The sequence below is a fragment of the Achromobacter sp. 1012554356 genome (assembly GCF_059760815.1).
Window position 1 is genome coordinate 35,962 of the sequence record NZ_JCBANC010000011.1, and the last position, 12,504, is coordinate 48,465.

General features: G+C 65.7%; 10 protein-coding genes. 5 read left to right on the plus strand and 5 right to left on the minus strand.

The genetic code is table 11. From position 1 onward, the window contains the following. The gene (gene ccsB / locus AC6LJW_RS07480) at positions 1 to 1,347 is read left to right on the plus strand and encodes a c-type cytochrome biogenesis protein CcsB (RefSeq protein WP_056571056.1); all 1,347 of its coding nucleotides are present in this window, start codon (positions 1 to 3) and stop codon (positions 1,345 to 1,347) included. A 72-nt stretch (positions 1,348 to 1,419) separates the two neighbouring features. Here ccsB and lysA read toward each other — a convergent pair whose 3' ends face one another. Together lysA and lptM are read right to left on the minus strand one after the other, a co-directional pair. Then, positions 1,420 to 2,712 (minus strand): diaminopimelate decarboxylase, encoded by a 1,293-nt coding sequence (lysA, locus tag AC6LJW_RS07485; protein WP_056571058.1) that lies wholly within the window; start codon positions 2,710 to 2,712, stop codon positions 1,420 to 1,422. After that, a complete protein-coding gene (lptM, locus tag AC6LJW_RS07490; protein ID WP_235512342.1) occupies positions 2,709 to 2,876 on the minus strand; it encodes an LPS translocon maturation chaperone LptM in 168 nt (55 codons plus the stop codon). The genes lysA and lptM overlap by 4 nt, the downstream gene beginning before the upstream one ends. Positions 2,877 to 2,931: 55 nt before the next feature. Between lptM and cyaY the strand changes: the two genes are divergently transcribed. After that, positions 2,932 to 3,261, plus strand: coding sequence for an iron donor protein CyaY (gene cyaY / locus AC6LJW_RS07495; RefSeq protein ID WP_056571060.1), 330 nt, complete (start codon positions 2,932 to 2,934; stop codon positions 3,259 to 3,261). A gap of 35 nt (positions 3,262 to 3,296) precedes the next feature. Here the strand turns inward: cyaY and AC6LJW_RS07500 are convergent, their stop codons facing one another. After that, a complete protein-coding gene (locus AC6LJW_RS07500; RefSeq protein ID WP_056571063.1) occupies positions 3,297 to 5,744 on the minus strand; it encodes a penicillin-binding protein 1A in 2,448 nt (815 codons plus the stop codon). 114 nt (positions 5,745 to 5,858) lie between these two features. Here AC6LJW_RS07500 and AC6LJW_RS07505 point away from each other — a divergent pair, with 114 nt between their 5' ends. Genes AC6LJW_RS07505 through AC6LJW_RS07515 form a run of 3 tightly spaced genes read left to right on the plus strand, consistent with a single transcriptional unit; the run spans position 5,859 to position 8,725 of the window. After that, entirely contained in the window at positions 5,859 to 6,500 is a 642-nt protein-coding gene (locus AC6LJW_RS07505; protein WP_056571064.1) for a shikimate kinase, read from the plus strand. Further along, positions 6,497 to 7,573: a 3-dehydroquinate synthase gene (gene aroB / locus AC6LJW_RS07510; RefSeq protein ID WP_056571066.1), complete on the plus strand. Its 1,077-nt coding sequence runs from the start codon at positions 6,497 to 6,499 to the stop codon at positions 7,571 to 7,573. Before AC6LJW_RS07505 ends, aroB begins: the two co-directional genes overlap by 4 nt. Positions 7,574 to 7,597: 24 nt before the next feature. After that, the gene (locus tag AC6LJW_RS07515; RefSeq protein WP_498086890.1) at positions 7,598 to 8,725 is read left to right on the plus strand and encodes a deoxyguanosinetriphosphate triphosphohydrolase; all 1,128 of its coding nucleotides are present in this window, start codon (positions 7,598 to 7,600) and stop codon (positions 8,723 to 8,725) included. A 28-nt stretch (positions 8,726 to 8,753) separates the two neighbouring features. Here the strand turns inward: AC6LJW_RS07515 and AC6LJW_RS07520 are convergent, their stop codons facing one another. Both AC6LJW_RS07520 and uvrA read right to left on the minus strand, forming a co-directional pair. Then, positions 8,754 to 9,416 (minus strand): glutathione S-transferase family protein, encoded by a 663-nt coding sequence (locus tag AC6LJW_RS07520; RefSeq protein ID WP_498086891.1) that lies wholly within the window; start codon positions 9,414 to 9,416, stop codon positions 8,754 to 8,756. A 31-nt stretch (positions 9,417 to 9,447) separates the two neighbouring features. Continuing rightward, complete coding sequence (gene uvrA / locus AC6LJW_RS07525) at positions 9,448 to 12,303, minus strand: excinuclease ABC subunit UvrA (protein WP_056571074.1); 2,856 nt, start codon at positions 12,301 to 12,303, stop codon at positions 9,448 to 9,450. Between the last annotated feature and the right edge of the window lie 201 nt (positions 12,304 to 12,504).

Below are 12,504 nucleotides of genomic sequence, written 5' to 3' on the forward strand. Positions count from 1 at the left end.
ATGTCCACGACGACCACCACGCAACCCCCGTCGCCTGAATCGCTCTGGCAGGATGCCTTGTCCGAAACCGGCGACAACCGCGCGCAACGCGGCAAGCCTGACTGGACCGACATCGTCTTCTTTTTGCTGCTTGCGGTGGGGGCAGGATTCGCGCTGACCCGATACGGGCACGCGATGGACTATTACGAGAAGATCATCCTGTGCGGCACGGTGCCTGCGGTGGCCTGGCTGGGCTGGCTGTGGCGGCCGCTGCGCCGGCTGATGATCGCCTGTGCGATCTCGTCGGGCCTGGCGCTGATGCTGTATGGCACCGATCTCGCCCGCGCCGAGCAGGTGTTCTTCCTGAAGTATCTGTTCTCCTCGCAGTCCGCCATCCTGTGGATGAGCGCGCTGTTTGCGCTGTCGATGGTCTGCTACTGGATTGGCCTGTTCAGCCCGACGGCCGCATGGCTGGGCACGGCTCTGAGCTGGGGAGCGGTGTTCGCGGGCGTCACGGGTCTACTCGTGCGCTGGCGCGAGGGCCATCTGATGGGCCCGGATCTGGGCCATATCCCGGTCAGCAACCTGTACGAAGTCTTCGTTCTGTTTTCCCTCATTACGGCGCTGTTCTACCTGTACTACGAACGCAAATACGCCACGCGCGCGCTGGGCGGCTTCGTGATGCTGGTGGTGACGTCGGCCGTCGTGTTCCTGCTCTGGTATTCGTTCACGCGCGACGCGGGACAGATCCAGCCGCTGGTGCCCGCGCTCAAGAGCTGGTGGATGAAACTGCATGTGCCCGCCAACTTCATTGGCTACGGCACGTTCTCGCTGGCGGCGATGGTGGGCTTTGCGTACCTGGTCAAGCAGCACGGCCAGACCACGTCGTGGGCCAAGCTGGCGCCGCTGTTCATTCTGGGCGTGCTGCTGTGCGCCGAGCCCATGGTGTTCCGCACTGACGGCCTGTCGGCCACCTGGATGCTGTATTTCGGCGTGGGTGCGGTGATCGTGGGCGCTATTCTTCTGGGCCGCCGCCGCATCGCGGAAGCGCTGCCCTCGCTGGAAGTGCTGGACGACATCATGTATCGCGCCATCGCGATCGGATTCGCCTTCTTCACGGTGGCCACCATCCTGGGGGCGCTGTGGGCGGCCGATGCGTGGGGTGCGTACTGGCAGTGGGATCCCAAGGAAACCTGGGCGCTGATCGTCTGGCTGAACTACGCGGCATGGCTGCACATGCGCCTCATCAAGGGCCTGCGCGGCGCGATGGCGGCCTATTGGGCGCTGATGGGTCTGTTGATCACGGGCTTCGCGTTCCTGGGCGTGAACATGTTCCTGTCGGGCCTGCACTCGTACGGCCAGCTCTAAGCTCGCAAGTATCCCCGCAGACGAACAAAGGCCCCTGCATGCAGGGGCCTTTGTCCTTTGCGCGACGCCGGTTCAGGGAAGCAGCGATTCGCCGCGTAGCTGGTCCGCCAGGGTTTCGCGCTGGCGCACGACATAGAATTTATCGCCATCGACCATGACCTCGGCCGGGCGGCCGCGCGAGTTGTAGTTGCTGGCCATGGTCATGCCGTAGGCACCGGCCGATTCCACTGCAAGCACGTCGCCTTGGCGGATCGTGAGCAGGCGCTGCTTCGCGAGCCAATCGGCACTTTCGCAGACAGGGCCGACGATGTCGTATTCGGCGGCGTCGCCGGCGCGGGGGTGCAGCGGCTGCACGCCATGGAATGCATCGTAGAGCGCCGGACGCAGCAGGTCGTTCATGGCCGCGTCGACGATGGCGAAATTGCGGGCTTCGGCGTGCTTGATGTATTGCACGGTGGTGAGCAGCACGCCGGCATTGCCAACGAGCGAGCGTCCCGGTTCCAGCACCAGTTGCAGGTGACCCTGGCCGCGCGCGTTCAATCGTTCGAAAACGCGGTCCAGCAGGGCGCGTGGTGAAGGCGGCGTCTCGTCCATATAGCGGATGCCCAGTCCGCCGCCCAGGTCCAGGTGTTCGATATGCATGCCCGCTTGTTCCAGACCCTCGATCAGGTCCAGCAGCTTTTCGAGCGCATCGAAGTAGGGGCTGATGTCGGTGAGCTGCGAGCCGATGTGGCAGTCCACGCCGACGATCCGAAGGCCGGGCAGCGACTGCGCGGTGCGGTAGGCTTCGAGTGCGTCGCCGATGGCAATGCCGAACTTGTTTTCTTTCAGGCCGGTCGAGATGTACGGGTGCGTGCGGGCGTCGACGTCCGGGTTCACGCGCAGCGATACGGGGGCGCGCAGGCCCAGGTGCGCGGCGATGTCGGACAGGCGGTGCAGTTCGTCAACGGATTCGACGTTGAAGCACTTTACGCCGGCGTGCAGGGCATCGCGCATTTCCCAGGCCTGCTTGCCCACGCCGGAAAACACAATTCGGGAAGCATCGGCGCCCGCGGCGAGAGCACGATGTAGTTCGCCGCCCGACACGATGTCAAAGCCGGCGCCGAGCCGCGCGAATTCGCCAAGCACCGCCAGGTTGGAATTGGCCTTCATGCCATAGCAGACGAGCACCGGACGCTGCCCGATGGCGCTGCAATAGGATTGCCAGGCGGCTTTCAGGGCCGCGCGGGAGTAGACGTAAAGTGGCGTTCCCAACCGTTCGGCCAGATGGTCAAGCGGCACATCTTCGGCGTACAACACGTTATTGCGGTACTGGAAGTAGGGATGGCCGGCCAACTCTGGCGGGGTTGGGAACGGAGGCGTCATGGGAGGACCGGGGCGGGCGGGATCTGCGCTGGCGGCGGGTTCTGCTGCGTGCGGGCCGGCGCCTTGCTGCCTTCAGGGGGCGGCGGCATGAAGAGCGGCCCCTTGTACCCGCAGGCCGTCACCATGCCGGCCGCCATGAGCGTGGCTACAATGCGAAGAGCCATGCGGCTATATGCCAATTGGAACACTGGGAACTCCGTAATTCTTGCAGGCTCGATTATGACCGAAACCGAATTTCTTGCGTTGATCGACCAGGTGCTGGACAGCATCGAAAGCCAGGCCGATGACTGGGCGGCTTCGCTCGACGTCGACGTCGAAACCAGCCGTAGCGGCAATGTGCTGACCCTGGTTTTCGAGGACAACACCCACGTCGTGGTGAACAGCCAGGCCGTCATGCAGGAGCTGTGGGTCGCCGCGCGCAGCGGCGGATTCCACTACCGCTTTGATGGCCAGCACTGGAACGATACCCGGGGCGGGCCGCAGTTGCCGGACGCCTTGTCCCAGATCTGCTCCGCGGCCGCCGGCGTCCCCGTGACGATCCGGCTGTAAAAAAAAGGCCGGCCGGTGGGGCCGGCCTTTTTGCATCAGAAGGGAATCTTCTGCGACCAGGGCGTGGCGGTCTGCGTACCGACGCCTGGTGCGACCTTGATCCGGGTTTCCTCGCTGGAACCGCTGCTCAGGCCATTCAGGAATTCACCCAACGTGTCGGCCTCGGGTAGTCCAAGGCGGGCCACGGCCTGTCCCGGCGGGAATTCAGAGAAGTAGAACTCGCCGTTTTCCACCAGCAGGCCGTCCGGACGGGGACGCGGCTTTTCTTCCGGCACGCCCTTCAGCACGCTCTGCATGTAGTCCACCCAGATCGGCATGGCGACGCCGCCGCCGGTCTCGCGCGAACCCAGCGACTTGGGCTGGTCAAAGCCCAGCCAGGCGGTCGCTGCCAGCGTCGGCGTATAGCCCGAGAACCAGGCGTCCACGGATTCGTTGGTCGTGCCCGTCTTGCCGGCGATGTCGCCGCGCTTGAGCAGAGCCCGGGCGCGCGCCGCAGTGCCGTACGTGGTGACGCCGCGCAGGATGTCGTCCATGACCCAGGCCGTGCGCGGGTCGATGGCGCGAGCCGCCGCATCGCCAGCGACAACCGGCTTGGACTGCATGATGACCTTGCCGCTGCTGTCGGTGACGCGGTCGATCAGGTAGGGCGTGACGCGGTAGCCGCCATTGGCGAACACCGAGAAGGCGCCCGCCAGCTGCAGCGGCGTGACGGAGCCGGCGCCCAGCGCCAGCGGCAGCACGGCGGGCTGGCGCGCCTTGTCAAAGCCGAAGCGGGTCAGGTAGTCCTGCGCGTATTGCGGACCGATGGCCTGCAGAATGCGGATCGACACCATGTTCTTGGACTTGTACAGGCCCTGGCGCAGCGTCAGCATGGGCTCGTACTGGTTGCCGTAGTTCTTGGGGTTCCAGGCCTTGGAGCCGGTTTGCGCGGCGGTGAGTTCAAAGGGCTGGTCCGAGATCTGCGTGCCCGGCGTCAGTCCGCGTTCCAGCGAGGCGGCGTAGATGAAGGGCTTGATGTTCGAGCCCGGCTGGCGCCATGCCTGCGTCACGCGGTTGAAGTTGCCACGGTAGAAATCGAAGCCGCCGACCATGGCGCGGATGGCGCCGTCCTGCGGCGACAGCGCCACGAAGGCCGCCTGTACCGACGGCAAGTTGATGATTTCCCAGTTGTCGCCGAACTTGCGGATGTAGACCACGGAGCCGCGCTTGATGCGCTGCTCGGGCTTGGCCTTGTCGTTCAGTGCGCGGGCGACCACGCCCAGCACCTTCTTGTCCGTCACGGTGATGACTTCGCGCGAGCTGCGTGCCAGCTTCACTTCGGTGGGACTGGCCGACAGCACCACCGCAGTCAGCAGGTCGCCGCTGTCCGGGAATTTGTCGAACACGCCGTCCAGGAACTCGTCGAGCGCGGCGGGGTTGTTCTCGGTGCCCGCGGGCAGATCCAGCTGTTCTTCCGGGCCGGGATAGGGCGCACGGCGCGTGTATTCCAGCACGCCTTCGCGCACGGCGCGGTAGGCGGCTTCCTGGTCCTTGGACTGCACGGTCGTGTAGATGTTGATGCCGCGCGAATACACGTTGTCCTGATACACGTTGTAGAGAAGCTGGCGCGCCAGCTCGGCCACGTATTCGCCATGGATGGAATAGCCGCCGGCCGGCGTGCCTTCGGCGGACTTCATGACGATGGGCTGCGCCATCGCCTGCTTGTATTCCGGTTCGGTCAGGTAACCCAGCGAGTGCATGCGGCCCAGCACGTAGCGCTGGCGCAATTCGGCGCGGGGGCGGTTGGCGATGGGGTTGAAGCGCGACGGGGCCTTGGGAATGCCGGCCAGCATGGCGGCTTCGGCCGGCGTGACTTCCGACAGGGGCTTGCCGAAATAGGTGCGCGAGGCGGCCGCGAAGCCGTAGGCGCGGTGGCCCAGGTAGATCTGGTTCATGTAGAGCTCAAGGATCTGGTCCTTGGTGAGCTCCGATTCAATCTTGAAGGTCAGCAGCAGTTCGTAGAACTTGCGCGAATAGGTCTTTTCGGACGACAGGTAGAAGTTGCGCGCGACCTGCATCGTGATCGTGCTGGCGCCCTGCGTCTTGGACATGCTGATCAGGTTGGTCAGGCCGGCCCGCACCACGCCCATCCAGTCGATGCCGCCGTGCTGGTAGAAGCGGTCGTCTTCGGCCGCCAGTACCGCGGATTTCATGACGTCCGGGATTTCGTTGAAGCGCAGCACGTTGCGGCGTTCTTCGCCGAACTCGCCGATCAGGACGCGGTCTGCCGTGTACACGCGCAGCGGCACCCGCGGCCGATAGTCCGTCATGGCGTTCAAGTCGGGCAGATTGGGCCACGCGAGCGCCAGCGCCATCCCCGCGAGCAGGACGCCGCACAGGAACAGGCCGGCGAAAAAGATGCCGGTTTTAACGAAGAACCGCAGTATCGGGGAGCCGCTGCTGACGGGCTTGTCTTTTTTGGAGGAATTCTGGGGCTTGCTCATCGCGGCGATTTTACGGGTATCTCCGGGCCCACCTCATGGCGGGGGATCGGTTTCTGTAACAAAATAGTTCAGTGTGGTGCACGGGCAACTGGCGGCAAATGTGATAATGCCGCCATGAACTTTGCCGCTAACTCATGTCCGGAGGCAGCCCCGGACCCGGAGCGCTCCGACGCAGCGCCTGAAAGCCAGCCCTGCGCCGTCGAGTGCACGGGCAAGACCGTGTCGTTGCCGCACGACCTGCCGGTATTCTTGGTCGGAATGATGGGCGCGGGCAAGACAACCATAGGCCGTAGCCTGGCGCGGGCGCTGGGGCGCGACTTTATGGATCTGGATCATGAGCTCGAGGCGCGTTGCGGCGTGCGGGTGCCGGTAATCTTCGAAATCGAGGGCGAAGCCGGTTTTCGTCGCCGAGAGTCCGCCGCATTGGAAGAGTGTACCCAACGGCGCAACATAATTCTTGCCACGGGCGGCGGCGCCATCCTGGCCGCCGAGAACCGGCAACTGTTGCACGAGCGCGGCATTGTCGTCTATCTGCGAGCCAGCGTGGACGAATTGTTCCGCCGGACCTGCCGTGACCGCAACCGGCCCCTGCTGGCCACCGCCGACCCGCGCGGCACGCTGCGCGACCTGATGACCCGGCGCGAGCCCCTCTACAAGGAAGTCGCCGACCTGGTGGTGGAAACGGGCTCCATGCCCATCCACACCCTGGTCAAGGCGCTGCTGCCGCAACTACAAGCTTTCGAGAAGCGCATATGAACGTTGTTGACGTCGAAACCCCGGGCGGAAGCTATCCGATCCACATCGGACCTGGCCGCCTGGACTTCCTGGATCAGTGCATCCCCGCGGATGCCACCGCCATTGCCGTGGTCACCAATCCGACCGTGGCGGCCCTGTACGCCGAGCGCGCCGAGGCCGCGTTGGCGCGCACGGGCAAGCGGGTGCTGCGCATCGAGCTGCCCGACGGCGAGGCCTACAAGGACTGGCAGTCGCTCAACCTGATCTTCGATGCGCTGCTGGGCAATCGCCTGGACCGGCGCTGCGTCCTGGTCGCCCTGGGCGGCGGCGTCATCGGCGACATGACGGGTTTTGCGGCGGCCGTGTACATGCGCGGCGTGCGCTTCCTGCAGGTGCCCACGACGCTGCTGGCGCAGGTCGACTCCTCGGTGGGCGGCAAGACCGCCGTGAATCACCCGCTGGGCAAGAACATGATCGGCGCCTTCTACCAGCCGATCGCGGTCGAGATCGACACCGACGTGCTGGGCACCCTGCCGGCGCGCGAGGTGTCGGCGGGCCTGGCCGAGGTCATTAAATACGGCCTTATCCTGGATCCCGAATTCTGGCGCTGGTGCGAGGACAACGCGCAGAAGCTGCGCGCTCTGGATCACGATGCCGTGGCCCACGCGATCCGCCGCTCGTGCGAGCTGAAGGCGCAGGTGGTCGGCAAGGACGAGCGCGAATCCGGGCTGCGCGCCATCCTGAACCTGGGACACACGTTCGGCCACGCCATTGAATCGGGCCTTGGTTACGGCGCGTGGCTGCATGGCGAGGCGGTGGGCTGCGGCATGGTCCAGGCGGCCGAGCTGTCGGCCGACGTGGCGGGCTTCGATCGTGTCGATGTCGAGCGCGTGCGCGCGCTGGTGCAAGCTATTGGCTGTCCGGCAATCGCGCCCGACCTGGGCGCCGACCGCTGGCTCGACCTGATGCAGGTGGACAAGAAGACCGAAGGCGGCTCGATCCGCTACGTGCTCATGACACGCATCGGCGAAGCCGTGATGCGGCCGGCCCCCGACGATGCGGTGCGCGCCGTGCTGGCCCGAACCACCCAGTAAACGCAGTCAAGGACGGTGTTGCAGATGAATGAACTGGCTTCCTATGCTTCTCACCCGTCCCGATCGCGCGGCCGGACGCACGCCGAACCGCCGCCGGAGAACCGCACGGAGTTCCAGCGCGATCGTGATCGCATCGTCCATTCCGGCGCCTTCCGGCGGCTGGAATACAAGACGCAGGTCTTCGTCAATCACGAAGGCGACCTGTTCCGCACGCGCCTGACGCACAGCCTCGAAGTGGCGCAGATCGCGCGTACGCTGGCGCGCAGCATGGGGCTGTCCGAAGACCTGACCGAAGCCATTTCGCTGGCGCACGACCTGGGCCACACGCCTTTCGGCCACGCCGGCCAGGACGAGCTGAACGCCTGCATGCGCGAGCTGGCCCCGGAGGCGGGCGGCTTCGAACACAACCTGCAAAGCCTGCGCGTGGTGGATGAGCTTGAAGAGCGCTATGCCGACTTCAACGGCCTGAACCTGTGCTTCGAGACGCGCGAGGGCATTCTCAAGCATTGCTCGGTGGCCCATGCGCGCATGCTGGGCGACGTCGGTGAGCGGTTCCTGAACCGCACGCAGCCGTCGCTGGAGGCGCAGCTTGCCAACCTGGCCGACGAGATTGCGTACAACAACCACGACGTTGACGACGGGTTGCGCTCGGGGCTGATCACGCTGGATCAATTGAAGGAAGTGTCGATCTTCGAGCGGCACCATGCCTATGTGCTGGACCGCTATCCCGGCCTCGCGCCGCGGCGCGCGGTGGCTGAAACGATACGCCGGGTGATCAACACGCTGATTGTCGACCTTACCCGCACATCGCTCGCGCGCATCCGCGACGCGGCGCCGGCCAGCGCGGACGACGTGCGCCGCTCGCCGCCGCTGGCGGGGTTTTCCGAAGACATCCGCCGCGAAGCCGACACGCTGAAGAAATTTCTGTTCGACAACCTGTACCGCCACTACCGCGTGCTGCGCATGACGCGCAAGGCACGCCGCATTGTGCGCGACCTGTTCGCGGCGTTTCTGGATGACCCGCGCCTCTTGCCGCCCGATTACCGCCGCGCGCAGTTCAACGAACAGGCGCGCGCGATTGCCGACTACATCGCCGGCATGACCGACCGCTACGCCATCCGCGAACACAAGCGGCTGTTCGACATGGCGTAGCCTGCGCCGGCCCGCAGGCGGCGCGCTGTCAGCGATGCTTGCGGTAGGGCTCGTCGGCCTCGACGAAGGTCGCTTCGGCCAGCGCGTCCCGGGTCCATTCCTGCATCGCGGGCAGCGCCAGCACGGCGTTCATGTAGTCGCGCACCGGTCCTGCCGCGGCGATGTTGTAGGTCTTGAAGCGCGAGACCACCGGCGCGAAGAACGCGTCGGCAATCGAGAACCCGCCAAACAGGAACGGGCCGCCCTGACCGAACTGCGCGCGCGTTTCCTGCCAGATGGCCTGCACGCGCGCGACATCGGCGCGTGCCGCTTCGGGGAAGTCGATGCCTGGTAAATCCGCTTCGACATTCATCGGCATGGCCTGGCGCAGCGCGCCGAAACCGCTGTGCATCTGCGCGGCCAGCGATCGCGCCCGCGCGCGGGCCTTGGCATCCTTGGGCCACAACGCGGCCTCGGGGTGACGGTCGGCGGCGTATTCGCAGATCGCCAGCGAGTCCCACACGGCGAAATCGCCGTCCAGCAGCACGGGCACAAGGCCGGCGGGCGACACGGCGGCGACGCGTTGTGAAAACTCCTCGGTGAACAGGCCGACCTTTTGTTCCGTGAACGCGATGCCCGCCGCCCGCAGCGCGATCCACGGACGCATGGACCAGGACGAGTAGTTCTTGTTGCCGATGATCAGGGTGTACATGCAGACTTTCCCGTTGGTAGGAGTGGGGTGATCAGTCGCCAGGCTTGCGCCGCAAAAGTTTGCCCAGATACTGGCCGGTGTGGCTGGCCTCGGTTGCCGCCACGACTTCCGGCGTGCCTTGCGCCACGACCCGGCCGCCGCCGTCACCGCCTTCAGGGCCCATGTCGACAAGCCAGTCGGCCGTCTTGATGACGTCCAGGTTGTGCTCGATGATGAGCACCGTGTTGCCGGCGTCCACCAACTGATTTAGCACCTGGAGCAGCAGCTCGATGTCGCGGAAATGCAGGCCCGTCGTCGGCTCGTCCAGGATGTACAGCGTGCGGCCCGTGCTGCGGCGCGACAGCTCTTGCGAGAGCTTCACGCGCTGCGCCTCGCCGCCGGACAGCGTGGTCGCGCTTTGACCCAGGCGGATATACGACAGGCCCACGTCGATCAGCGTATGCAGCTTGCGCGAGATGGCGGGCACCGATTCGAAGTATTCGAGCGCCTGCTCGACGGTCAGGTCCAGCACCTCGCTGATGTTGCGGCCGCGATAGCGGATCTCGAGCGTTTCGCGGTTGTAGCGCTTGCCGTGGCAGACGTCGCAGGGCACGTACATGTCGGGCAGAAAGTGCATCTCGACCTTGACCACGCCGTCGCCCTGGCAGGCTTCGCAGCGTCCGCCCTTCACGTTGAAGCTGAACCGGCCCGGGTCGTAGCCGCGCGTGCGCGCCTCCGGCACGCCGGCGAAGAGTTCGCGGATGGGCGTGAAGAGTCCCGTGTACGTGGCGGGATTGCTGCGCGGGGTACGCCCGATGGGGCTTTGATCCACGCTGATGATCTTGTCGAAGTTCTCCAGCCCCTGCATCGACACGTAGGGGGCGGGTTCGCTCTGCGCGTGATGAAGCTGGCGCGATACGGCCACGGCCAGCGTGTCGTTGATGAGCGTGGACTTGCCCGAGCCGGACACGCCGGTCACGCAGACGAGCCGGCCGGCGGGCACGTGGAGGTCGACGTTCTTGAGGTTGTTGCCGGTGGCCCCGGTAAGCGTCAGCCACGGCAGCTCGTCGTCGACGGGGCGGCGCTTCGGGATGGCAATGGCGCGCGCGCCGCTCAGGTACTGGCCGGTCAGCGAATTGGGATCGCGCTGCACGGTCTCGGGGTCGCCTTGGGCCACGACCTCGCCGCCGTGCTCACCGGCGCCGGGCCCCATGTCCACGACCCAGTCGGCCATGCGGATCATGTCCTCGTCGTGCTCGACCACGATGACGCTATTGCCGAGATCGCGCAGGTGTTGCAGCGTGCCGATCAGGCGGTCGTTGTCGCGCTGGTGCAGGCCGATGGAGGGCTCGTCCAGCACGTACATCACGCCCGTCAGGCCCGAGCCGATCTGGCTGGCCAGGCGGATGCGCTGGGCCTCGCCGCCGGAGATCGTGTCCGCGCTGCGGTCCAGCGACAGGTAGTTCAGGCCGACGTTGTTCAGGAAGCTCAGCCGGGCCTCGATCTCGCGCACGATGCGCTGCGCGATTTCCTGCTTGGCGCCCGTCAGGTTCAGGTTGCGGAACCAGTCCAGGCAGCCGGACAGCGGCATGGCCTCGACTTCGTAGATGGCCTGGCCGTGGCGTTCGCCGCCGCGCGGATCATGGCCGATCAGCACGTTGCGCGCCTCGGGGCGCAGGCGCGAGCCCGCGCAGTCGGGGCAGGTCTTGATATTGCGGTACTTGCCCAGTTCCTCGCGCACCGTCGCCGAGTCCGTTTCGCGCCAGCGGCGCTCCAGGTTCGGGATGACGCCCTCGAAGGTGTGGCGCTTGACGGTGCTGCGGCCCTTCTCGTTCAGGTAGAGGAACGAGATCTCTTCTTCGCCGGACCCGTACAGGACCTTGTCGCGCAACGCTTCGGGCAGCTCCTCGAAGGGCGCCTCGATATCGAATTCGTAGTGGGCGGCCAAGCTGGTCAGCAGCGAATGCGTGAAGGCATTGCGGCGGTCCCAGCCGCGGATCGCGCCGGCGGCGAGGCTCAGCTCCGGAAAGGCGACGACCCGCTTCGGGTCAAAGAAGCCGACCTGTCCAATGCCGTCGCAACTGGGGCAGGCGCCCATGGGGTTGTTGAAGCTGAACAGGCGCGGCTCGAGCTCGGGCAGGCTGTGGCTGCACACCGGGCAGGCGTAGCGGCTGGAGAAGACCTGTTCGCGCTCGCTGTCCATGTCCAGCGCCAGGGCGCGACCTTCGGCCAGTTGCAGCGCGGTCTCGAAGCTTTCGGCCAGGCGCTGCTTGCTCTCGGGCTTGATGCGCAGGCGGTCGATGACGACGTCGATATCGTGCTTCTCGGTCTTTTTCAGCGGCGCCATGCCGTCGATTTCCACCAGCTGGCCGTCGACGCGCAGACGCACGTAACCCTGCGCCTGCAGGCTGGCGCATTCGTCCTCGAAGCTGCCTTTCTTGCCGCGCGCAATGGGCGCCAGCACCGCCAGCCGCGTCTCGGGCGTCCAGCCCAGCACCGCGTCCACCATCTGGCTGACGCTCTGGGCCTGCAGCGGCAGGCCGTGGTCGGGGCAATAGGGTGTGCCGACCCGCGCGTAGAGCAGGCGCAGGTAGTCGTGGATTTCGGTGATGGTGCCGACCGTGGAGCGGGGATTGTGTCCCGCGGCCTTCTGCTCGATCGAGATGGCCGGAGACAGGCCCTCGATCAGATCCACATCCGGCTTGTCCATCAGTTGCAGAAACTGGCGGGCGTAGGCCGACAGGCTTTCCACGTAGCGCCGCTGGCCTTCCGCGTAAAGCGTGTCGAATGCCAGCGAGGATTTGCCGGACCCGGACAGGCCGGTGACGACCACCAGCTTGTGGCGCGGCAGGTCCAGCGAGACGTTCTTGAGATTGTGGGTGCGGGCACCCCGAATGCGTATGGTCACGTCGGTATGGGTAACGTCCAGTTGCGTCGTCGATGGCGCCTTTGATCTCGCGCACCCTTTGGGCGCATTTCAGCGGTTTCAAAGGCCAACTTGGTACTATAGCGCGCCGAATCCTCTCGCGTTCAAGGCCGTTCATCGGGTTGGACAGGCCAGAGGCCGGCGCCGCACCGCAAGAATCAGACCGTGAGCGTATGACATGCA

Bases quoted from the DNA above. Each gene is read 5' to 3' on its own strand.
- aroB (WP_056571066.1), top strand. From the start codon at position 6,497: ATGAACGTTGTTGACGTCGAAACCCCGGGCGGAAGCTATCCGATCCAC.
- AC6LJW_RS07515 (WP_498086890.1), top strand. From the start codon at position 7,598: ATGAATGAACTGGCTTCCTATGCTTCTCACCCGTCCCGATCGCGCGGC.
- ccsB (WP_056571056.1), top strand. From the start codon at position 1: ATGTCCACGACGACCACCACGCAACCCCCGTCGCCTGAATCGCTCTGG.
- AC6LJW_RS07505 (WP_056571064.1), top strand. From the start codon at position 5,859: ATGAACTTTGCCGCTAACTCATGTCCGGAGGCAGCCCCGGACCCGGAG.
- AC6LJW_RS07500 (WP_056571063.1), bottom strand. From the start codon at position 5,744: ATGAGCAAGCCCCAGAATTCCTCCAAAAAAGACAAGCCCGTCAGCAGC.
- cyaY (WP_056571060.1), top strand. From the start codon at position 2,932: ATGACCGAAACCGAATTTCTTGCGTTGATCGACCAGGTGCTGGACAGC.
- AC6LJW_RS07520 (WP_498086891.1), bottom strand. From the start codon at position 9,416: ATGTACACCCTGATCATCGGCAACAAGAACTACTCGTCCTGGTCCATG.
- lysA (WP_056571058.1), bottom strand. From the start codon at position 2,712: ATGACGCCTCCGTTCCCAACCCCGCCAGAGTTGGCCGGCCATCCCTAC.
- lptM (WP_235512342.1), bottom strand. From the start codon at position 2,876: ATGGCTCTTCGCATTGTAGCCACGCTCATGGCGGCCGGCATGGTGACG.